Source organism: Acidobacteriota bacterium (genome assembly GCA_016716435.1).
Taxonomy (GTDB): Bacteria; Acidobacteriota; Blastocatellia; order Pyrinomonadales; family Pyrinomonadaceae; genus OLB17.
The window spans coordinates 23,580-44,795 of record JADJWI010000001.1 but is presented as its reverse complement, the minus strand read 5'-3'; the positions used below and the strand labels follow the sequence as shown (position 1 = coordinate 44,795).

Annotated in this window: 18 protein-coding genes; 4 read left to right on the top strand and 14 right to left on the bottom strand. The window is 53.7% G+C overall.

Going from position 1 to position 21,216, the window contains the following annotated elements; genetic code table 11:
* Positions 1–225 precede the first annotated feature (225 nt).
* From ric to IPM21_00255, 3 genes are all read left to right on the top strand, one after another.
* On the top strand, positions 226–954 hold the full coding sequence (gene ric / locus IPM21_00265) for an iron-sulfur cluster repair di-iron protein (protein MBK9162362.1): 729 nt from the start codon (positions 226–228) through the stop codon (positions 952–954).
* Positions 955–1,022: 68 nt separating this feature from the next.
* A complete protein-coding gene (locus IPM21_00260; protein ID MBK9162361.1) occupies positions 1,023–1,796 on the top strand; it encodes a YwiC-like family protein in 774 nt (257 codons plus the stop codon).
* A 40-nt stretch (positions 1,797–1,836) separates the two neighbouring features.
* The gene (locus IPM21_00255; GenBank protein ID MBK9162360.1) at positions 1,837–3,210 is read left to right on the top strand and encodes an aminotransferase class V-fold PLP-dependent enzyme; all 1,374 of its coding nucleotides are present in this window, start codon (positions 1,837–1,839) and stop codon (positions 3,208–3,210) included.
* 32 nt (positions 3,211–3,242) lie between these two features.
* On the opposite strand, the gene IPM21_00250 is transcribed toward IPM21_00255, so the two are convergent.
* From IPM21_00250 to moaA, 14 genes are all read right to left on the bottom strand, one after another.
* Positions 3,243–4,793: a B12-binding domain-containing radical SAM protein gene (locus IPM21_00250; GenBank protein ID MBK9162359.1), complete on the bottom strand. Its 1,551-nt coding sequence runs from the start codon at positions 4,791–4,793 to the stop codon at positions 3,243–3,245.
* Positions 4,794–5,049: 256 nt separating this feature from the next.
* The gene (locus IPM21_00245; GenBank protein ID MBK9162358.1) at positions 5,050–5,697 is read right to left on the bottom strand and encodes a molecular chaperone TorD family protein; all 648 of its coding nucleotides are present in this window, start codon (positions 5,695–5,697) and stop codon (positions 5,050–5,052) included.
* A 13-nt stretch (positions 5,698–5,710) separates the two neighbouring features.
* Positions 5,711–6,178, bottom strand: a complete 468-nt coding sequence (locus IPM21_00240; protein ID MBK9162357.1) for a hemerythrin domain-containing protein — start codon at positions 6,176–6,178, stop codon at positions 5,711–5,713.
* 18 nt (positions 6,179–6,196) lie between these two features.
* Complete coding sequence (locus IPM21_00235; protein ID MBK9162356.1) at positions 6,197–7,039, bottom strand: hypothetical protein; 843 nt, start codon at positions 7,037–7,039, stop codon at positions 6,197–6,199.
* Between the two features lie 11 nt (positions 7,040–7,050).
* Entirely contained in the window at positions 7,051–8,193 is a 1,143-nt protein-coding gene (locus IPM21_00230; GenBank protein ID MBK9162355.1) for a dehydrogenase, read from the bottom strand.
* A 69-nt stretch (positions 8,194–8,262) separates the two neighbouring features.
* A complete protein-coding gene (locus tag IPM21_00225; GenBank protein MBK9162354.1) occupies positions 8,263–8,496 on the bottom strand; it encodes a hypothetical protein in 234 nt (77 codons plus the stop codon).
* A 16-nt stretch (positions 8,497–8,512) separates the two neighbouring features.
* Positions 8,513–8,710 (bottom strand): hypothetical protein, encoded by a 198-nt coding sequence (locus IPM21_00220; protein ID MBK9162353.1) that lies wholly within the window; start codon positions 8,708–8,710, stop codon positions 8,513–8,515.
* Positions 8,711–8,718: 8 nt separating this feature from the next.
* Positions 8,719–9,279 (bottom strand): hypothetical protein, encoded by a 561-nt coding sequence (locus IPM21_00215; GenBank protein ID MBK9162352.1) that lies wholly within the window; start codon positions 9,277–9,279, stop codon positions 8,719–8,721.
* Positions 9,280–9,287: 8 nt separating this feature from the next.
* Positions 9,288–12,725, bottom strand: coding sequence for a molybdopterin-dependent oxidoreductase (locus tag IPM21_00210; GenBank protein MBK9162351.1), 3,438 nt, complete (start codon positions 12,723–12,725; stop codon positions 9,288–9,290).
* 23 nt (positions 12,726–12,748) lie between these two features.
* Complete coding sequence (locus tag IPM21_00205) at positions 12,749–14,410, bottom strand: c-type cytochrome (GenBank protein MBK9162350.1); 1,662 nt, start codon at positions 14,408–14,410, stop codon at positions 12,749–12,751.
* Positions 14,411–14,414: 4 nt separating this feature from the next.
* Complete coding sequence (locus tag IPM21_00200) at positions 14,415–15,962, bottom strand: cytochrome b N-terminal domain-containing protein (protein ID MBK9162349.1); 1,548 nt, start codon at positions 15,960–15,962, stop codon at positions 14,415–14,417.
* Between the two features lie 3 nt (positions 15,963–15,965).
* Positions 15,966–16,445, bottom strand: a complete 480-nt coding sequence (locus tag IPM21_00195; protein ID MBK9162348.1) for a Rieske 2Fe-2S domain-containing protein — start codon at positions 16,443–16,445, stop codon at positions 15,966–15,968.
* Positions 16,442–18,355, bottom strand: a complete 1,914-nt coding sequence (locus tag IPM21_00190; GenBank protein ID MBK9162347.1) for an FAD-dependent oxidoreductase — start codon at positions 18,353–18,355, stop codon at positions 16,442–16,444. The genes IPM21_00195 and IPM21_00190 overlap by 4 nt, the downstream gene beginning before the upstream one ends.
* A 94-nt stretch (positions 18,356–18,449) precedes the next feature.
* Positions 18,450–19,442 (bottom strand): GTP 3',8-cyclase MoaA, encoded by a 993-nt coding sequence (gene moaA, locus IPM21_00185; protein ID MBK9162346.1) that lies wholly within the window; start codon positions 19,440–19,442, stop codon positions 18,450–18,452.
* Positions 19,443–19,695: 253 nt separating this feature from the next.
* Between moaA and IPM21_00180 the strand changes: the two genes are divergently transcribed.
* Positions 19,696–21,150, top strand: coding sequence for a hypothetical protein (locus tag IPM21_00180; protein ID MBK9162345.1), 1,455 nt, complete (start codon positions 19,696–19,698; stop codon positions 21,148–21,150).
* The last annotated feature ends 66 nt before the right edge of the window (positions 21,151–21,216 follow it).

Here is a 21,216-nt window from a genome sequence, read left to right as displayed (position 1 = left end):
AGAATTATTGATGGCTGTGAGTTGGGGATTGTCCAATATAACAAACGGCGTTTCTTTTAGGGTCGTGTCAGACGGCGAGTGAAGGCCAGTCTGACCGATACCCCCACCCCCAAAGGCGACGCCCCATGCCCCACTCAATGAGTTTTGGAACATGACCGAGATCATATTTCCCCCTGTAAACATAGGCGACAATTATGCTGGAGTATACATTTGGAGGATTAATTAATGATCAGTGTTCAAGGTAAGACAGTACGCGAAATAGCACTTGAGATGCCGTTGACGACCCGCGTCTTTGAGGAATTCAAGATCGACTATTGTTGTCATGGAGACACGCCGTTCGATGACGCCTGTCGAAACGTCGGGGCGAGTCCGGAAATAGTCAAGGAGAAGATCGATGGCGTCCTGGGTGGATCAACAAATAGTGATCAAGAATCGTTCTCCAAAATGGACTTGAGCGATCTCGTCGATCATATTTTGGATAAACATCACGTCTATACACGCGACGAAATGAGCCATTTGACACCGTTGATGGCCAAGGTCGCTAGCCGTCACGGCGATCACCATCCGTATCTCCTTGAGTTAAAAGAGTTTTTTCAGGCACTCTGTGATGATCTGGATCCTCACATGGTGAAGGAAGAAATGGTTCTTTTCCCATACATACAAAAACTGGAGCATAGTTATTCGAATCATCTGAACGTTGCGTTTCCGCCATTCGGAACGGTTCAGCATCCGGTAAATATGATGAACATCGAGCATGAAGAAGTCGGGGAACTACTTGTTAAAATGCGTCGAGTTACGAATGACTACACTTTGCCGGCGGAGGCGTGCCCGAGTTTCACCGCTCTTTATCACAGGCTCGGGGAATTTGAGCGTGATCTGCACCAGCATATTCACCTTGAGAACAACCTGCTCTTTCCACGTGCTATCGAACTCGAACAAAAGGCTCGAGCCTAAGTTCGCTCGGAATGAACCAAAGTATGTCGACTGCCGCACCGATAACAGCACCAATTAGAGTTGTTCGAGTGCGGCAAGTCGCTCTTCCGGTCGAACACGGTGGATGGGTATTTTTGCTCGAACCCATAATCGCCGGTCTGGCGATCGCGTTTTCAACCGGAGCTCCTTGGATCGCCTGTCTTACTATCGGTGCGTTTCTCACACGGCAACCGTTAAAGGTCCTGATCGCGGACCGCTTTGGCATGCGGAACAGGGAGCGTGCGAGCCTGGCCTTTCGATTTTTGCTCTGCTACGGTGCGATATTCTCCATTGGACTTGCTGGTACGCTCCTTTCGGTTGGCGTCCAGTCGTTACTCCCATTTATCTGGGTCTTGCCGCTCGCTATTTTTCAGATATACATTGATGCCTCTAGACAAAGCCGCAAGTTGATACCTGAGTTGACGGGAGCTATCGTTATGTCGGCTTCGATCGCGGCGATCGGACTGGCAGCTAATATGCCGTTGGTAAACGCCGCCGCTCTATGGGCGATCTTTGCGTCAAGGTCAATTGCCTCTATCCTGTATGTTCGCGAGCGACTTCGTCTGGAAAAAGGTAACCGGTACTCCCGGATTATCCCGACACTCGCCCATGTCGCGGCTCTTCTTCTAGTATCAATGTTAGCTTTCTACGGCCTTAGTTCGTTTTTGACGATTATGGCTATGTCGGTATTGGCCTATCGAGCTATAGCCGGGCTATCAGCGGGTCGGAGTAAAATGAAAGCGATGCAGATCGGCGTTTGGGAGATCATTTACGGCGTGCTGGTTGTATTATCGGTCGTGATCGGACATTATTCCGGCTTCTGATAAATAGCTACATTGTAAGACGGCTCCGATCCTCAAATTTATGCACAATGTAGATATCGATCTTGTCGAGATGTCGCTTGATGTTATCAAATACGCGATTGGCCGTATTTCTGATACCGATCCTAAGCTCGGCTTTCCAAAAAAAGCAGAGGAGTTACACTCCCTTGTTGGCGACACGATCACGCCCAAAGGCATTGGCGGCGAGAAGGCATTTGCACTATTCAAGGACGTTTTGGTCAAAGCGAGTGTCCCGATCGATCACCCTCGGCATCTTTCCTTCGTACCCGCATCTCCAACCCGTGCGGCGGTGATGTTCGATCTCGTCACCTCGGCAACCAGCGTTCATGGGGCATTCTGGCTCGAGGGAGCCGGTTGTATTTTTGCTGAGAACCAGGCGATGGCGTGGCTGGTGTCACTGACCGGAATGCCCGCTGGCGCTTTCGGTGTTTTTGCAAGCGGAGGCACTGAGGCAAATCTTTCAGCAATGGTCACCGCCCGCGAATATTGGCGAGACCGGGACGAACGCAATTCTAAAACACGCGGTATCGTCATCGCCTCAAATGGAGCACACTCGTCGATCAAGGCGATGGCGAAGGTCATCGACGCTGACGTCCTTCTGATCGAAACGGAGCGCCGCCTCGAAAGCTCTCATTTGGCTGAAACCCTTGCGGTGATGTCAGCTGAAGATCGCGGCAGGGTCTTTGCTGTGATCGCAACCGCCGGGACGACCAACGCGGGAATAATCGACGATCTCGCGGGAATCGCAGCTATTTGTAAATCCGAGGGCATCTGGTTTCACGTTGATGCCGCCTACGGTGGCGGAGCATTGGCGGCCCGTTCGGTCCGGCATCTTTTTAATGGTATCGAACGAGCCGACAGTGTCACGATCGATCCCCACAAGTGGTTATTTTCACCATACGATTGCGGTGCGGTCATCTACCGGGACCCGGAACTCGCAAAAAAGGCCCACGCTCAGGAAGGTTCCTACCTCGATATCTTCAGCGATGAAGGTGCACAGGGATTTAATCCGTCGGACTATCAGATACAACTAACGCGACGCGTTCGAGGCCTCCCGTTGTGGTTCTCATTGGCATACCACGGCACGGATCGGTACGAAAAAGCCATCGAACGCGGGATCGAACTAGCTCAGATCGCAGGGCGATTGATCACTGAAGCCGAACATACAGAGCTGGTTCGCGAACCTAGCCTGTCCTGCGTTCTGTACCGTCGAAAAGGATGGCAGCCGGAAGACTACCGCGCGTGGACCTACAAGAATCACAAGTCAGGATTCGCTCTGGTCGCTCCCACCAAATGGAGAAACCCGGAAGGTCCTGAAACTGTATCGCGATTTTGTTTCATAAATCCCGACACTACCGAACAAGATATCACTGACATTCTGGCAACGATGGCCTAATCGATCTCTTTCTCCGAATTCGCCGAAACCGATCAGTCGGCGAAACTGATTTCGCCGGCCAATTGCGTCCCTTCGTCCTTAAACTCCGTTACGGGAACTTTTGCACAATGTATCTCAGTCACCTTTCTAAAGTGATAACCCATTGCCGCGAGGGCGATCCCGTTTCCGAGACTGCGCGGGTAAAGCCTGACGACGCGGAATAAATACTTCCAGAATCGAAGGCGTTCCCGGTCGCGTACGCCGAGCCTCAACACGATTTTTATGAAGGATCTGAGAACGCCGGTAACGCTGACTCGCTGCAATGCTGCCGCATCGTTACTTACGCGCGATAAACAAGCGATTGCGCGCTGATAGAATTCCTCCGAGCTGTAAATGGTCCTTAGAATGCGTTTGTATCCCTCGACCAGGCGCCCGCGATCCATTTTTGGAACAAAGTTTAATGAACAATCCGTGTTGTTTCCGCTGCTCTCGTGAACAAGTCGGCCTTCACGCTCTAATCGCTTCCAAAGCTGCGTGTCGGGAAGGGCGGTCAGGAGCCCGACCATTGCAAGCGGAATTGCACTTTCGCGGATAAAGTTGATTTGCCGCTCGAAAATATCCTCCGGGTCGTTATCGAATCCTACAATAAAACCGGCCATGACCTCGATTCCATAGCTTTGGATCTTTCGCACCGATTCAAGCAGGTCGCGTTTTGTATTCTGAGATTTGTTGGCTTCTTTCAGACTTGCGGGCGCGGGCGTCTCAATACCGAGAAATACACGGTGAAAACCGGCGGATTGCATCATCTCGAGTAAAACATCGTCTTCGGCGAGGTTTACGCTTGCCTCCGTCAAAAAAGAGAATGGAAAATTATGTCGCTCAGACCATGCAATAAGATCCGGCAGGAATTTTCTAACCTCACGTTTGTTGCCGATAAAATTGTCGTCAACGATAAATACCGTTCCGCGCCAGCCAGCGACTCGCATCGCCTCTATTTCAGCTAGCATCTGTTCGCTTGATTTGGTACGCGGCGAGCGCCCGTAGATCTCAATGATGTCGCAAAACTCACACGAAAACGGGCAGCCGCGTGAAAACTGGACATTCATGGAGGCGTAATGGTTTATGTCGATCAAACCGAAATCCGGCACCGGCGTGGACAAAAGCGAGGGCCGCTCGGCCGCTTGATAAATGCGTTTGGGTGAGCTGCTTTTCAAATCGTCGATAAACTCCGGCAAGGTCGTTTCGGCTTCACCTACGAAAATGAAATCCGCATCCGGTACGAGATTCGAGCTGGTAGAGACATACGGGCCTCCGACTGCGACTCGCGTGCCAAGTTCCTTGCATAATTTTACGACCTGATCGAGCGACTCCCTCTGGACGATCATCGCGCTGAGAAAGACGATATCCGCCCACTCGATATCGCTCGGGGTTAGCGGCTCGACATTCATATCTACGAGACGCCGTTGCCAGGTTTCCGGCAGCATGGCGGATACGGTCAACAGCCCGAGTGGTGGAAACGCGGCCTTCTTGCCGACAAACGACAGTGCGTGGCGAAAGCTCCAGTAAGTTTCAGGGAAAACAGGATAAACAAGTAATACTTTCACGATTGATGAGGCCTCCCACGGAAAGCCGACTCCTGATTTCAGGACAGCTCTCCCGATTCGAAAACGTCGGGCTTTTCCGTAAGCGTTTTCTTTCCGTAATTCAAATGTTATCAGCTATTTGCGGGGACCGATGTAAGAGTTGTGTAATAGGTAAGAGAGGGGGGTAAACGACAAGAGAGCGCAACGAAAGGCCGTTCCCGACAAGCTTGTCGAACGCAATTAAAACCGGCGTCAGGCTGCCGCGTTCCGAATCGAATCAAGAAGCAGTCCAGCCGCATTCAAGCGTGGACTCGTTCTCTTCGTCGAGTACAGGGAGAAAGATCTGCTTTGATTTGTCCTGATCGGGCCCGACTCGCGCGAACAAAGCGGCTCCTGCCAGATTCAGATATTCGATTCCGGACGCGGCGAGCAATTTGGACAGTTTCTGAGCGTATTTGGAAAGGTGATCGTCGATAAAAGTTACTGAGGCCTTTGAGGTCACATCGGCACTTTCGTTGTCGCCGTTTTCCAAAGCATAAAGTTCTTTTAATCGCAGGTAAGCGACGAATCCGGTCTCGACAGCGACGTGATCAGGCACCTCGTTGGTCGTTGGTTTATACGAGAATGCGTCGTAGAAACTATTCAATTCCGCCAACATGTAACCCGGTTGAACCCAGCCGCGATAACTGACCTCGCGACCCGGGGCTGGTCCGCCCGGCCCGAAGATAGAATGAAATAATCCTTCACTTGCTTGTTTCTGAGCGGCCTTTGCAGCACGTTTCAGTTTCTTGTCGGTGACAGGACCTGCGAGATCTTCGACCTGTCTTAGCCAGTCATTTGACGGACAATCGAATAGTAGGCTAATTAGCCGCCATTCTGCCGCTTCGGCGAGCAGATCTCTAGTACTGTTTCTTTTGGTTTTCATAATGGCCCCATAGTCAATGTCTTTCCCCGCGAAGCCGAACGCGTACGAGCATCTCGTACTTTTCTTCGTCGGCTAGTAGGGCATCCAGTATCGGATAAAGGTAGTCGGCCTCACGCCGGTCGTGATGGCTGCAGAGGCGAAGGTAAAAGGCTTCGCGATCCAGAAGCTGAAGCATGACTCGGTCCAACTCAGGTTCTGAGGGCATGTCGCGGACCGTTTGCTTAAAAAGCCCAAGATGCGAACGCATCTTGGCGTGATCGTCATAGTAGAGCTTTGGAGCTCCAGCCGCCGGGAAGTCGGCCCGCTTTTCGTAAACCGGCAGCAGAATATTTTCTTCGTCAGCCATATGGCTGAAAAGAGTTGACTCATACGCTTTAAGAAGGCCAAGTGCCTTTTCGAAATTAAAATGAAGCAATGCCCGCTGGTGCTCGAAGAACAATCCGTCGATCACCTTATGAACCTTCATAAGATCACTGATCACCGCCATAGTTTCTCCCGATCACTTTAAGATCAACGGCACCCAACCGGTTCGCATCTTTCTTGCTCCAACCTCGATGTGGGAGCCTTCCCAGACAGCAAACGCGATCTGCGATGGCGTCACTGCTGAGAAACCGGCGGGCATCGGCCGCGAGATGACGACGGCCCACCCTTTAGGCGTTTTGACGCCTTTTCCCTTTGAGACAGAGTTCGGGGCCGGCGACAATGTGCTCGGCCCTTCCGCTATCAGGTCTTCGACTGGTTGCTCGCGTGGTCCGGAGCGCCGGCTTCCAAGTGCACGGGCCGGAGCGTACCGAGCCGCAGCCTCGGCCTGAGCCTGCGGGTTATTCTCGAGGGGCTTCGCCTCCGCCGGGTAATGGTCGATCGATGCATTTGGATAGATCGCGTTGATATTATCGGCTCGCCCCTCAACGATCGCCTGCCAATCGGCACGCCAGTATGAGATCTCAACTGTTTTCCCGACCTCACCCATCTGCGGGGCCGGGACATTTGGATCGACCTTTGAAGGAAGCTGTACGGCACAACCATCAATGAAATGTTTAGGCCCTGGAAGATCGCTTTGGCTTTCGTCCAGCCACTCGAGCCTGAATGCTATTTCGCTGCCGTTGGTGATCGCCTTGACCATCACCTCAGACGTCGACGGTTCTAAAAGACGCGGCTCTACGAGATCCTGCAGGATCATTTTCGATGCGTGGAGCGAGACTGCATCCCAGACGGCCGCATTTGGGTCAAGCGAGATCTCCTTGACCTGGGCGACATTGACCTCGGGCGTCGGGACCTGAACCTTATTGCACGAAGTCGCGCATAAAAGAGCCAAAATAGTGAGCGACGTTACGAATCGCATAATGAACCTCCTCACGGACAATTGGTGCGCGTGATCTGATAGAGCTTGTCGTAGGCCGGTCGAATGTGGACCGGTTCCTTGAACGGTACATTGACCAGCTCTTTTCCATTCTCATCCATTCCGATAGCCTTATCGCCGACACGTTTCCATTTGCGCATTATCGCCTCGGTCGAGCCGAATAGGCCTAATAAGCTGGTCAGGTCCGGATCGTTCGGTGCGTTTCGGTAGATCTCGACGGCCTTGTCTGTACCGGGGCCGAACATCTGGCGGGTAAAGGCCGTCGGCACGTGGATCGGCGGAATGTAGTAGACGTTTGGCTCAAGTCCGAACTGCGGGAAGAGCGGCAACGCAACTTTTTTGATATGAACTAGGTAATCGATCGGGTTATCAGCCTCGGCCTTGTCTGGCGTATTGATAAATCCGGCAACGCGGATCTTCCCAATGCAATTTGCGAAACACTGTGGTGACAGCCCTTGCTCGATCTTCGGGTAACACGCGATGCATTTTTCCGATGTCGACGTCATCGGGTTGAAAAACACCTTCTTGTACGGACAGCCGCGAACACATTCCTGATAGCCGCGGCAGCGGTTTTGATCGACGAGAACGATGCCGTCCTCGGGCCGCTTATAGATCGAACCGCGAGGGCACGATGCCAGGCAGCCCGGATAAGTGCAGTGATTGCAGATACGGGCGAGATAGTAGAACCACGCCATCTGATGCGGGATATCGATGCTCGCTCCGTGTTCGATGCCGCCGGCACAGTCGTCTTCGCCAACGTTCGGATAGGCGTAATCTTCATCCTCCGGCCGCCAGCCGAGAACGCGTTCGCCGGCCGGTGCTGACTCAAAAATGGTGCTTCCTTTATAGACAGATTCGCCATTTTCCTCGCCCCAGTTTTGACCATCGAGCAAACTCAATAGATTTAGATCCCAGGCGAGCGGATACGAACCATACGGCTTGCTTTCGACGTTGTTCCAAAGCATGTACTCTTGGCCTTTGCCGGAGGTCCAAGTCGTTTTGCAGGCCAGCGTGCAGGTTTGGCACGCAATACACTTATTTGTATCGAACACGGCGGCAAATTGCTTTTGCGGACGGCTTTCCGGATACCAATAGGACATTTCTCGTCCGAGCTGCCAGTTATTTACGCGTGCCATATGTTTGTTCTCCGTGTCGTTGGTTTGTCGATAACTTCATTGTTTTTGTTCATCAGTAATTTCAATTCCTTACCTTGCTATTGGGGCATCCACCGAGTGAATGGACCTGCCAAGATATGCCGTTCGTGCCGTGAGGCCGACCGATGCGAAAGAGAGCAAAAAGACGATAATGATGAGCCATTTCGTCAGAGCTTTTTTCCGCATCAGGTTGATCAACCCGAAAAGAGCAAAAATGCCGTTAGCCTCGATCACTGCAAAGGCCGGTAGGGCCGATGCCTGGTGGCCCTGAATATTTGTCCACACCTGGCCGATCAAGAGTTCAGAACCCCTTTCCCGCAGCCTCACCCGTCCCGAAAACAACGAGTGTCAGAATCGCCGTCAAGATCAGGATCCCGAGGCCTATCTTTTGAGCCTTCTCACTCCGCCGTCGTGTTCCATAGATCAGAACAATTGGACCGATAACGGTTCCGGCAAACGGGAAATGGTTGAACAGTAAATGCAGTTTCGTTGCGTCCATTTTGGTGTCTAACTTTCGCCCAAAGTCTCACCCGTGAGATATCTCGTCATCACTCTTCTAGTCCTTATCGTCATCGTCGTCCTTTTTTCTTTCGTCGCCGCAGGATTTTCGTTACCAGGTCCCGCGGTGCCTGATCGAATTTCCGCGTGGCGTATCTGCCCGCCGAGATTTGCGGTCCGAGCCATAAGGCCAAACGTGACGACTGAAAGGATCAAGGCCGCAGCGAAGCCGATATTCGCGAATTTCGATGCACGGAATGACACAAAGAGTCCTATCAGCGCTATACATCCCGTAACTTCCATCGCGATTAGGGCAGGCATCGCGGCATCTTCGTGTTCTTCTATGAGAGCCTTTGAGACGCCGGCCGATTTTTCAACTCTCTCTTCTGCCGGCTCTCCGGTCAGGAAGACTGCGATTGTCAACAATGCGAGCACGAAAAACATCGCCAAACTCGCACGTTTTAGTGAATCGCTCTTGCTGACGAAACCGAGCAGAAGCAGGGCAATACCAATGATTGTCCCAATGACGGGAAAATGATTTAACAGCAAATGTAGGTGTAGTAGATCCATATAAACCTCTATTTCTTGCCGATAAAATCTCCAGCGATGTAACGCTTCATGGCATCCGATTCATTTCTCGGCCTGATGCCAAGCTTGGTCGGACGCCATAGCGGCTCGTCGCCGATGCCGCCCGGTTCGGCCTTGGTGATCTTGATAAATGATTCACGCGGAGCACCCGTTGGGCAGTGAATATCTGCCGCAAAACCCTTGCCCATCTCTTGGCCGAACATTCCTTTGCGAACCAGTGAATCGGTCATCCAAGTCGGTTTTAGCCAACCGCGGGTTGCGGATTGGTGTGAGCCCGAGCGAAACATTGCCTGATAGTTTGTCCGTGGATTCTTTGCCAAGCCGTCTTTACGCTCCTGCTGTCCCTGCTGGGAGCCGGGCGTCGCGCCGTACATGTTAAACCACATACGCGTCACGCCGCGAGGGGTGCCCGGATAGTACCTCGCACGACAGAGAAGCCGCGCGAATGCATAATTCTTCTTATCGTTCTGCCAGCCGCGAAACGGCCGGTCTTCCGGGTCGGCGTCTATCCAGACGTAGTCGCCGTCATTGACGCCGAGTTCCTGTGCATCGGTCGGATTGATGTCGACATAACCCTCGGTAACAAACGGCGAACGTTTGTCGTGGCGGTAGATGTCGCCGAACGGTCCAAAAAGCATCGCGTTCATATCCGTGTCGATCGGCGTCGTGTGCGAACCGTGGCGGAATTTCGGCGTGTGGAATATAAACTTGTAATCGTCCTTGATCAGAGGATGAGCCGTCTTTTTCGCTTCTGCCCAGGTATAGATAACGTTACGGCCGCAGCGAGTTTCGCAGCTTAGGTCGTCGCGTTTGACTCCGTAGTCCTCCGGCGTTTTCGGACGCATCGCTTCATGCGGCGCGGAGATAATGATATTTGGTTCGTAAAATGTCGAATCGACTGGTTCGCGGTGAACGGGCAGATTCTCGCCGGCGTCGATAAACTCGTCCTCTTCGCGATAAAATTCAAGCCTGCCGCTCTTTGTGTACCAGGGCGTGGCGTCGACCAATTGATCGTATCCGACATTTTTCGGCGTCGTTCTGCTGTTGATAATCGCCGGGACACCGTTGATCGCCTTTTCGTGAAGATCTTTGAACGAATAGCCTTTGGTGTTTGTCGAATGATCGAGTATCCGCTGCAAGTAGACGTCCGTCCTATCCTCGCGGACAAATTTCCAGTAGTCGTTAAAGCGATTGTCCCCGGTCAGATCGGCGAGTTTTGACGCGACCGTAGCGTAAACCTCGATATCGCCGATCGTATTGAAGATCCGAGGGATCGGGGTTTTTGGGAAAACGAGCAGGAACGGATTTGTTACCGATGCGGTCATGTCCGGATGTTTGAGCTCCGCCCAGGAATCGACGCCGAAAACGACGTCCGCCCATTCGCATGACGTCGACCACCACCACTCGTTGACCGCGATCAGTTCGATCTTGGGCAGTGCGTTGACGACCATGTTGTAGTGCCATTTGACGTTACCGAGGATCGAATTTGCATTCGCGAACCAGAGTGATTTTGTCGGGCACGGCATATGGGTCTTGCCGGTCAAAAGAGCATTGCCCACACGCAGGGGATGGTCTTCGTGATTGTAGTAGTGAGCCGACTCTGCCCGCCAGTACTGCTTTGGCCGAGCTGATTTTGTCTCGTCAAGCTCAATGTCGAACGGATCCTCGTTAATGTATTGCGGTGCCCCGTTAAACAGAGCGGTGCGGTAATTTCCGGCATATGATCCGACGTTCCCGCCGATCTTGCCGACATTTCCGGTGAGGGACGCGAGCAGAAAAACGTCGCGATCCTTGTTGTCGCTATTGAAGAACTGGTTCGGGCCCATTCCAAGTGCAAAAAGCGTCGTTCCCGGCTCTTTGGCGAAAAGCCGAGCCAACTTCTGCACGGCGGCTGCCGGTGCCCATGTAAGTTCCTCAACCGTCTGCGGCGTAAAATGTGCCGCGTACTCTTTGACGAGATCGAAGACTGGACGACACCTGACCTTGCTTCCGTCCGCCAGGGTTACCTCGACGAAGCCTTCGAGCATTGCGTCCACGGCCTTGGAATTCTTGCCGACATCGTCGCGCGTAAGCGGCTGAGCAGCATTCTTTTTCGCATCCCAGAAAACGTAATCGCCCCATTCAAGCCGGAGCTTTTCGGGTACGACATTCTGCACCGTCTGCTGGATCGGCGGCGGGGCCTTTTCACCATCCTTGACGATAAATGTTTGTTTTAGAACGGCAGGATCGCCCCCAAAAACCTCTGCCGCTTTGAGATATTTGAGCGTGTCCATCCGAACGAGGATCGGCATGTCCGTCCACTGCTGCACATATTCCTTGTCATACAGGTTTTCCTGCATGATCACGTTGGCAAAGCCGAGTGCGAGAGCCGGCGTCGTTCCGGGACGGACGACAAGGACATCGTCTCCTTTCGTGGCCGTTGCCGAGTATTCGCAGGCGATCACGACGACCCGCGTGCCTTTCATTCGAGCCTCGGTCAGCCAGTGTGCGTCTGGCATCTTCGTGGTGATCCAGTTCATTCCCCAGACGACAACGGTTTTGGCTTGCTCGACTGAGTTGAGATCGAATTCGACCGTCTGTTGGCCGGTGACCATCGTGTGGCCGGGAGGCAGATCGGTATGCCATGAATAATTATCAAACCCTTTGGGCCCCATCGCCTTGTCGGGCCCGACTCCGCGGATGTGCGAATCAAGCAAGGCGATCGAATTCGCCATTCTGTACATTCCGAAAACACGCGTCATACCAAGTAGCGGCATACCGCCGCGAAACTTCATAACCTGCGTACCGACGCCCTGCGTGGCCTCGATCGTCGCTTCGTCGTAATGCTGTTCCTTGAGCTTTCGCTTGCCCTCGTCGCCGGTGTACGTTTCGGCGATGTTCTTCAGCGCAGCTGCCACTATAACTGCCCCTTCGTCGTGCGACATTCGCACCCATTCATCGCGAGCGCGCTGTAAATATTGTTCAGGCGGACGCCCGTCGGCACCGCGAGGGAAACCTGCTTCGTACCATTTCTTATAACCGGCTCGGACCATCGTTCCGTTTACTCGCCGGTCACCATAAAAGCGCCGCGTCAAGGCGAGGCCCTTTTGGCAGACACGCGGATCCCACCGATGCGAAGTCCCGTTGCCGAGCAGATCGACTGCCTCGCCATATTTCATTGTCGGGCCGATTCGGGTAATGACGCCCTGGCGTACGTGTGCGTTGAGCAGGCAGTTGTGCGTATCGTTAGGAGCACATGTAAAGGTATAACGGGAATCATAAGCCCACAGGTCGCGATAGACCTTTTCCCAGTCACGGTTTGGGTATGTGGCCAAGGGATTTGTTATGGCTTCCAGTCCCCAAGCGTTTGTCGTTGATGCCACCAGTGCCCCAAATCCGGCTGCGGTGATCCTCGCCATAAATTCGCGTCTTGAGATCTCTTTTTTCATATCATTCCTCGTTAAATGCTCAACTATTTCACCTTCAATGAGCGCAGGTAGACCACGATCGATTCGACCTCCGCTGGGGCCAATGCCCGTCGGATCGGCGATGGGAACCCGAAACCTTGCATCACAGTCCCGCTCCGGCCCCGCGTGATCGTCCCGACCAGAAAGGTGTCCGAAACACTCGATAAAAACATTTTGTTGCTAAGCGCCGGGCCATCTGCGCCGACGCCATTCTTTCCGTGACAGCCCGAACAATTTGAAGCAAAGAGTGTCGCTCCGAGTGCTGCATCGCCCGTCGCCCACAGCTGTGGCTTGGCATCGGGCTGTGCTTGGATGTTGCCGCCGAGATTGCGAATGTAGGCGATGACGGCTCGAAGCTCATCTTCCTTAAAGCCATTCACACGGTCACCCCAAGCCAACATCGGCCGTCCGGGCCGGCCATTCCGTATCGTTTGGAAGAGAAAATCGTCCGAGGCGAGCTGCAGGAACTCAGGATTTGTTATCGAAGGGTTCGGAACAAGGCCCGGGAACCGGGTTCCGCGTCCATCTGCCGCGTGACAACTTGAACACACCGCCGTGAAAATGGTCTCACCATCCTTAGCAAACTCGCGTTCGCCGAAACGCATAGCGCGCACGCGGTCCTTCGGAAGATAGACGTCAGGCAAGGTGCGCCGTCTGAGCGAAAGTGTATAGAGCGTCAGCAGGTCGATCTGGTTATCAGACAACCCAAGTACGGGCATCTGCGATCCCGCGACCGTGGACGCAGGTGAACGGAAATGCTGGACGACCCAGTTGGTTAAAGTGTGATCGCCCGGAACCTTAGTGAAATTCAGTTGATTCGGATCTTTGTAACCCGAGAGGGATAGATTGACGCCCGCGTCACCGCCAAAACTTCCGACGGTATGACAACCAGCGCACCCGACCGAATTGAACTGCGCCTTTGCTTCGATCAGTTTCGGCGCACCCATTTGGGTGTCGAGAAAGATCTTCAGAGCCGAGCGGTCTGCCTCGGCTACCTCACGAAATGAGGTTTTCCAGGCCGGGTCCGTCGCCTGCCGAGACTTTTGCAGGTGAGCCGCATACCATTCGGCGTTGTAGCCTTTCAGGCCGACATGTGACAGGTCGGGGCCTTCCATTCCCGTCACATTGCCGCCCGGACGCAGCGTGCCTCCGCGGCCGTCGAGACGATGACAGGCGTAACAGTCGAGCCTTTCAAACGTCTTGCGGGCACTTTCGAGGGTCGGCAGATTGGGAACATTCAGCGGCGTGTGACAGGTTCCGCAACTCGCGTAGGCATACTTCGCTGGTAGCATCGGCTCGGTCCAGAAGTGAACATTTCCGTGAGCGTCGTCTTTCTCGGTCGCCTGTCCCTGCCCGCCGTGACAAGTCGTGCAGCCGATCTCGGTCGGTGAATGGACGACCGGTTTGTGAGCAGCACCAACCTTCTGATCGGTCGTGATCTGCTCTCCCGAAGCCATACCGACATGACACGTAACGCACCGGTCGGTAACTTTCAGGCTTGGATTGACGATCTGCCGCAGCCGCAGATCGATCGGACCTTCTGTGGTCTTGGCGTTCCCCTGAATGCTGTGCCAGTCCTTCATAAAGTTCTCGGACACAGCAGCGGCAGCGAGGAGCAGGAAAACCCCGATACTTGAGACCATCAACAGATACTTATTCTTGTTCATAGCGTCAATGGCCTCCCCAGTCAGATGGCGACCAGAAGAAATCCCAGTTCGGGCCGCGGAAATAGGTTCCGATGACCGTCAGGACGATGAACCCGCAGAGAAAGCAGGTGAACAAAGCGAGAGCACCTGCACGGGTTGAGTTGTACTTTCGAACGGCCCATATCGAATAAGCCGCGTAGATCGCCGTCAGGACAGTACCGGGATTGATGAATGTAATAAAAAGCTGGGGAATATCGGGGAACGCCTCGCGAAGCCAACCGAAATGTATAGCAAATGCCTCGACACCGATCGAGCCTGCAAATCCAACGACAACTGACCATTTCACCAGCTTCCATCCGCCTGGTCCGCCAAACCATTCGCCTGTTCCTTCCTTTTCGCGGTCGAGGAACGGTATCAACCCCAATCCGATCACGCACAACATCGGAATGCCGATGCCGCCCATAAAAGCCGAGAACGAAACGATCTCCTGCAGACCGAGGAAATACCACGGCGCCTTGGCCGGATTCTCGGGCACGAGCGGATTTGCTAGCTCTTTTAACGGTGCATCAGAAACAAAAGCCAGCGCGACACAGATGAGCGTTGTCAGCATCAGCACGCCGAGCTCGGCGTAAAAAAGGTGCGGCATCGAGGGAACGGTATGCTCCGGCCCGCTGCCGACCGCCGGAGTTTTGCCCTTTACAACAGCGGCAAGATGGTATGTCTTCGTAGGAGCATCCGTAAAGACCGGATAGAATTCCTTGGCTTCTTCGGCGACCATCTCATCGGCATTCCCCGGTTTTGCAAGCCCACCATCCTTTCGTATCCGCCAGAAATGCACCGCCATTAACATTACAAGTGCCAGCGGCAAGATCATTACGTGGAGCAGATAAAATCTGATCAGAGCCTCTTCGCCCACCTTGTCCGATCCCAGCAGGATCTCACGCTGCAGACCGCCGATATCTGCCCAAGCCGTGATCCCAAGTGCATCCGTGATCTCGCGAGGACTCTGGGCGATATTGGCTCCGATCGTGATCGCCCAGTATGCGAGTTGGTCCCAAGGAAGCAGATAACCCGTAAACGACAGGCCCAAAGTCGTGACAAGCAAACCCCATCCGATGAACCAGTTGAATTCCCTCGGCTTTCGGTACGAGGCGGTGTAGAACGCCCGTGCCATGTGCAGTATCACGGCGACTACCATTACATTGGCCGCCCAGCGGTGAATGTTCCGCATAAAGCGGCCGGTCGGCACGATGAAATGAATGTCCTTGATCGATTGATAGGCTACGTCCGGATACGGCTTGTAATAGAACATCAGCAGGATGCCGGTGACCAGTGTTATCAGAAATGCCGCGGTCGTCATTATGCCGAGCCCCATGGTCGTGCTCCAACGCAGGCTCCAGAGATGTGTGCGAACCGAATGAAGATGCAGGAAGACGTTGCCGAAGATAAACGACGACCGCGTGCGATCGGTCTTTGGCGGACCGCCGCGAAACATCGCCCGATAAACGTGATTAGGGATGCCCCGCAGATTGATCCAGAATTCGTGTAATGCTGAATAGCCTTCTGCTTTCATGGTCTACACCTTTGTTCCAGTTTTTACAGTTGCTTCCTCGTCGATCGTAAGAAGAGCTCCGTTTTTTGAGACCTTAAGCCAAGGTAGCGGTGTCGGAGCAGGCCCTTTTCTTACAGTTCCATCTTTCTGAAAGCCCGACCCGTGGCAGGGACAGTCAAACCCGGCGGCGCTCGTCTTAACGATGCATCCCAAATGCGTGCAAACGGTCGAGATAGCAAATACGCCATCAGCATCGCGAAAGACCGCAACGTTTCGCCCCGGCGGTACGAACGCTTCGCCCTCCGGATGGGTGTCCGGTAACGCCACATTAAATTTCTTTGCTGGAGAAGCCGACACGGCTGCCTTTGGAAGTTTCAGCATTCCGAAGATCGAGAGTGCAAATGCCGCCGCCATCGAACCCAGAGCGGCGAGCCCCAGAAAATCCCTCCGCGGCATCGGTTCCGGATCAAAACGTGATTTCTTTTCACTCGGATGTGTCGTCATAAAGAACTCCAATTTGTTGAAAATGTGACTCGTTCCATCGAGATGGCATCGACCGGGCAGCGGATCGCGCAGAGAGCACAGCGAATACAGCGGTCCTCGTCTTTCAGGATCGCCGAGTTCTCAGTCAGATCTGCGTCCTCTCCAAGTGAGGCACCTGTCATCGAGTCGACCTCGGTATCGAACTCAAGCCTATCGAGCGAGATCAGCTTCAAACATTCGGTTGGGCAAACGTCCGCGCAGCCACCACACAGTACGCATCGGCTGCCATCAAACACCGGCGTTACTCCACAATCAAGGCAGCGTGACGCCTCGCGCATGGCCTCTTCACGGCTGTAGCCGATCTCAACGACGTTTTCGGGATGCTTGAGCCGCTCGGCCGGTTCGATCGTGGGCACCTCAACGCGGCGGATCGATTCGAAGCCGCGTTCACGACGGTATCGGTCAAGAACGACATGTGTTTTGACCAATTCATGCTCGAGCGCATTACCGGTCAGGTATTGATAAACGGAACGCGCTGCTGCCTTGCCGGACGCGACGGCGTCGATCAGCAAACGCGTTCCGTGAGCGAGATCACCGGCGACAAAGACGCCCTTTGCAGTGGTCTGCAGCGTGATGGGGTCAACCTTGAGCCAGTCGCCTCGCATTCGCTCAACGTCCTGTCCGCCGTCCTCCAAAAATGAAAGGGCTGGTGCTTGGCCAACAGCGAGAAGGACGGTGTCGCAGGGAATTAATTTCTTTTCATCATCATCGTAGAGCGGTGAGAATTTTCGATCTTCGTCGTAGACCCGCAAGCATCTGCGAAACGCGACGCCGGTGACTCTGCCTTTTTCGTCGCGAACTACCTCCGTCGGTCCCCAGCCATTGCTGCGCTTGATACCTTCTTCGTCGCCCTCAACGATCTCGATCGTGTCCGCAGGCATTTCTTCCGCACCTTCAAGCGAGATCAGGTGAACGTTTGCCGTTTCGGAAAGCCGTGCGGCTGTCCGAGCGGTATCAAAAGCGATCTGACGGACGACCGACCTCGCGACGTCATAAGCGACATTTCCGCCGCCAATGACGACGATCTCACTGCCCATATCTAGGTCTTCGCCGAGAGAGACCGCCCGGAGCAGATCGACGCCTCCAATAACGCCCGGGCCATCCTCGCCGGTCAAACCGAGGCCGCGTGATGATTTGGCACCGACCGCGATGATCACCGCCGCAAAATCCTCGCGGAGCTCGGCAAAAGTAATATCTTCACCGACTTTTACCCCGCAACGGATCTCAACACCGAGAGCCTCGATAACGGCGACTTCTTTTTCGATCAGTTCACGGGGCAGTCGATATGCCGGTACGCCGACCGCGAGCATTCCCGCTGCGACAGGCTCGATCTCAAATACGACGGGCTTGAATCCCATCAAAGCCAGGTCGTGAGCGGCCGATAGGCCGGCGGGGCCGGCTCCGATGATCGCGATCTTTTCGCCATCGCCTTTTTCGATCGAAGTCGCAGTCGCGGATCTCAAGAGCGCCGCCATTTCCTCGGCATCTCCGGCGACGGGCGGTGTAAAGTTCCTGATCGAGTCCAACACCTCGCTCGTCGGCCTCGCCTCCGGCCCGAACTGATCGCAAGCAAATCGCTTGAGCGCTCGAATTGCGATCGGTCGGTCTTGGCCGACGAACATGCCGTCGTCATTTACTTTGGGGATCTTTCCGCGGCGGCAGGCGATCTCGCAAGGGGCTCCGCAGATGCGACCGCAGATCGAGGCAAACGGATTGGGGCCGCGCGCTATTAGATATGCTTCTTCAAACCGTCCATCCGCGATGGCCCGAACATACCCGCGTGCGTCCGTGTGTACCGGGCACGCCACTTGGCACGAGATCAGGTTTTGATGGTAGTTCGCGTCCGGGACGTGAACATTTAGCCGCATCATAGTTTTCCTTGTCACATAATGTTTGAAACTGCTGGAATGCTATGCGGGTTGCGGTTGCCAAAATATGACTTAAGTCATATTCTGAGCAATATTTTTAGCCGCCGATCGAACTCATCGACCGCGAGGAATACTCGAATGTAGGGGAACCAATGGTATGGCCGGATGTTTTTCTTGCGACAGCAAAATGAATAAGGTCGGCGACTTCGGTTCGCGATCCTCCGCTTCTTAGCAAACGTCGTACATCATATTCTTCAGTAGAGAAAAGACACGTTCTGATATGCCCATCGGCCGTCAGGCGAATTCGCGAACAGTCGCCGCAGAAGGCATTCGTCACCGGAGCGATCAGGCCGATCTCGCCGCTTGTGCCGTCAGCAAAGCGATACCTCCACGATGTCTCACCTCTGCGGGACTGGTTTATAAGGATTATTGGAAAAGCCGAATTTATTTTTTCCCGGATCTCGGCAGCCGAGACGAGATGTTTTCGATCCCACATATGCCCGCTATCGAGGGGCATGAATTCGATGAATCTGACGGTTAAACTGTTTCTTCTTGCAAATCGAGCAAGGTCGACGATCTCATCGTCGTTTCGGCCCCGGATGATAACAGCGTTGACCTTTATATTAGGATAACCGACAGATCGTGCGGCCTCGATCGAGTCGAGCACGTCAGAGAGTTTGTCGGAGCCCGTAATTGAGCGAAAAGTGCCTGGTTTCAGACTGTCCAGCGAGAAGGTTATCCGGTTTAGACCACTTGATCGTAGCTGGGCAGCTTTATTTGCGAAGCTACTGCCGTTCGTGATCATCGCGAGTTCTTGAAGTCCAAGGGGTTTAAGGCATGCAAGTTGAGCTATAAGTACTCCAAGGCCTTTCCTGGCCATTGGTTCGCCGCCGGTCAGTCGTATCTTTTCAATACCCAAGGAGACGAACACCTCGCAGATAGAGTGTATCTCGTCGAAGGTCAGAAGATCCGGATCATTTGAGGTGCAAGGGGCCGGATCAGGATCGCAATAGAAACATCGAAAATTACAGCGATCCGTTACTGATACGCGCAGGTCCTTGATTTTTCGATTGAAGGAATCAAACAACATTTCTTGTTCTTCCGCCGCTGTTCTTAGTATGAGACTACTTACGGTCTTGACTCTACTTGCGGTGCCGTTTGCCAATCTCCTTGGCCGAAGTTCTATTTCGGTCTCGCTCGACAACATTAAAAGTCTCACTCTGCACGGCGAGAAAACATGATCTGCGTCATACTGCCGCAATCGGGTGAACGATATATTCAATTGGTGGTACTACACGCGGAAAAATTGTGAGCGACCGAGTTGATCCAGTAGAGGTATTCATATGTATATCAAGTTCTTAAAGTTCATACTTATAGCAGCAATACCGTCCATTCTCAGCCTTACAGTCGTTGCCCAGACGCCCAGTGGCACACCGTCGGCAGATGAGATGAGTGCTCGTGTAAAGCACCTGGAAAGTGAGGTCGAAACAATGCGTCGCGAAATGGCTGAGCTGAAAGCGATGCTCGGGAAGAACGCGGCAGATAAGCCAGCCGATCCGCCGGCAAAGCCTGATATTAAGCCAGCGGATGTTGCGAAAACAGATGTAAAACAAGCTCCTCAAGCGAAAAAAGATCTGGGTGTCGATGTCGGATCCGCGCGCATCACCCCATACGGGACTATCTACTTCAATGCGTTTGGCAACAGTGGCGGAACTAATAATGCGGACGTTCCGCTGTTTGCCACGCCAACGGGCAGCGGAAATGTAAGTGCAAGCGTCAGGCAAACTCGCTTGGGGGCGAAGGTCGAGGGGGCTAAGGTTGGAAACGCACGGCTCTCGGCGATTCTCGAAGCCGATTTCTTCGGCGGTTTTCCATCGGTCGGGATCGGCGAGAACTTTGGCGTTGTTAGGTTGCGACTCGCAAACGCAAGGCTCGACTGGGAGAAGACATCAGTAACGGTCGGACAGGACTGGATGGTCTTTGCTCCCGTTAATCCGACCTCTCTCGCCGCCGCGGCAATACCGCAAATGGCCGGAGCGGGAAACAATTGGGCGCGGCTGCCTCAAATCAAGATCGAAAGAAAGATCACGCCGAACATAACCTGGCAAGGAGCCGTGCTTGCGCCGCAGACTGGCGACTTTGCGACAAACGCCGCGTTCTTTATCCAGCCGACGACGGGCGCGGCATCGCGTGTTCCATTTCTACAAAGCAGGATCGCGTTTAGCGGGAAAAATTGGCTTGGCAGCAAAAAGTCAGGAGCCATAGCCCTATCGGGACACTACGGGCGATCGCGCGTATTTACGGGTGCGGCCAATGTAAGAAATGACATCGACACATACGGTCTTGCCGCCGACTGGAATTTTCCGCTTGCAAAACGAATCGGTGTCTCCGGGGAAGCGTTTTTTGGCAAAAACCTCGGCGGCTTTCAGGCCGGTGTCTTTCAAAGTTACAACAATGATTTTGCCTATAGCCAAGGCGTCGCATCGACGGCCGGTGGTGTTCGTGCGATCAGGACCCGAGGCGGATGGGCTCAGGTCGGTTTGACTCCGCCGACACTGAACGATCGATTGACTTTTTATGGAACGATCGGAATTGATGACCCTGAGAATCGAGACCTGACAAGCGTCACACGTCGCGACTGGCGTACTCGTAATCTGGCATTTGCCGGCGAGGCGATCTTTAAGTGGACTCCACAATTTTCGATCGGCCTTGAGCTTCGTCGCTTCTACACGACTTATCTATTCAGCGGGGTGCAGCACGCAAATCACGTAAATCTCGGGGCGGCGTATTCGTTCTGATAATTAAGGTTGGCCGATAAACCCTGCCTCTGTTTTGAGCCTTGATGTACAGGAAGTATCACGATC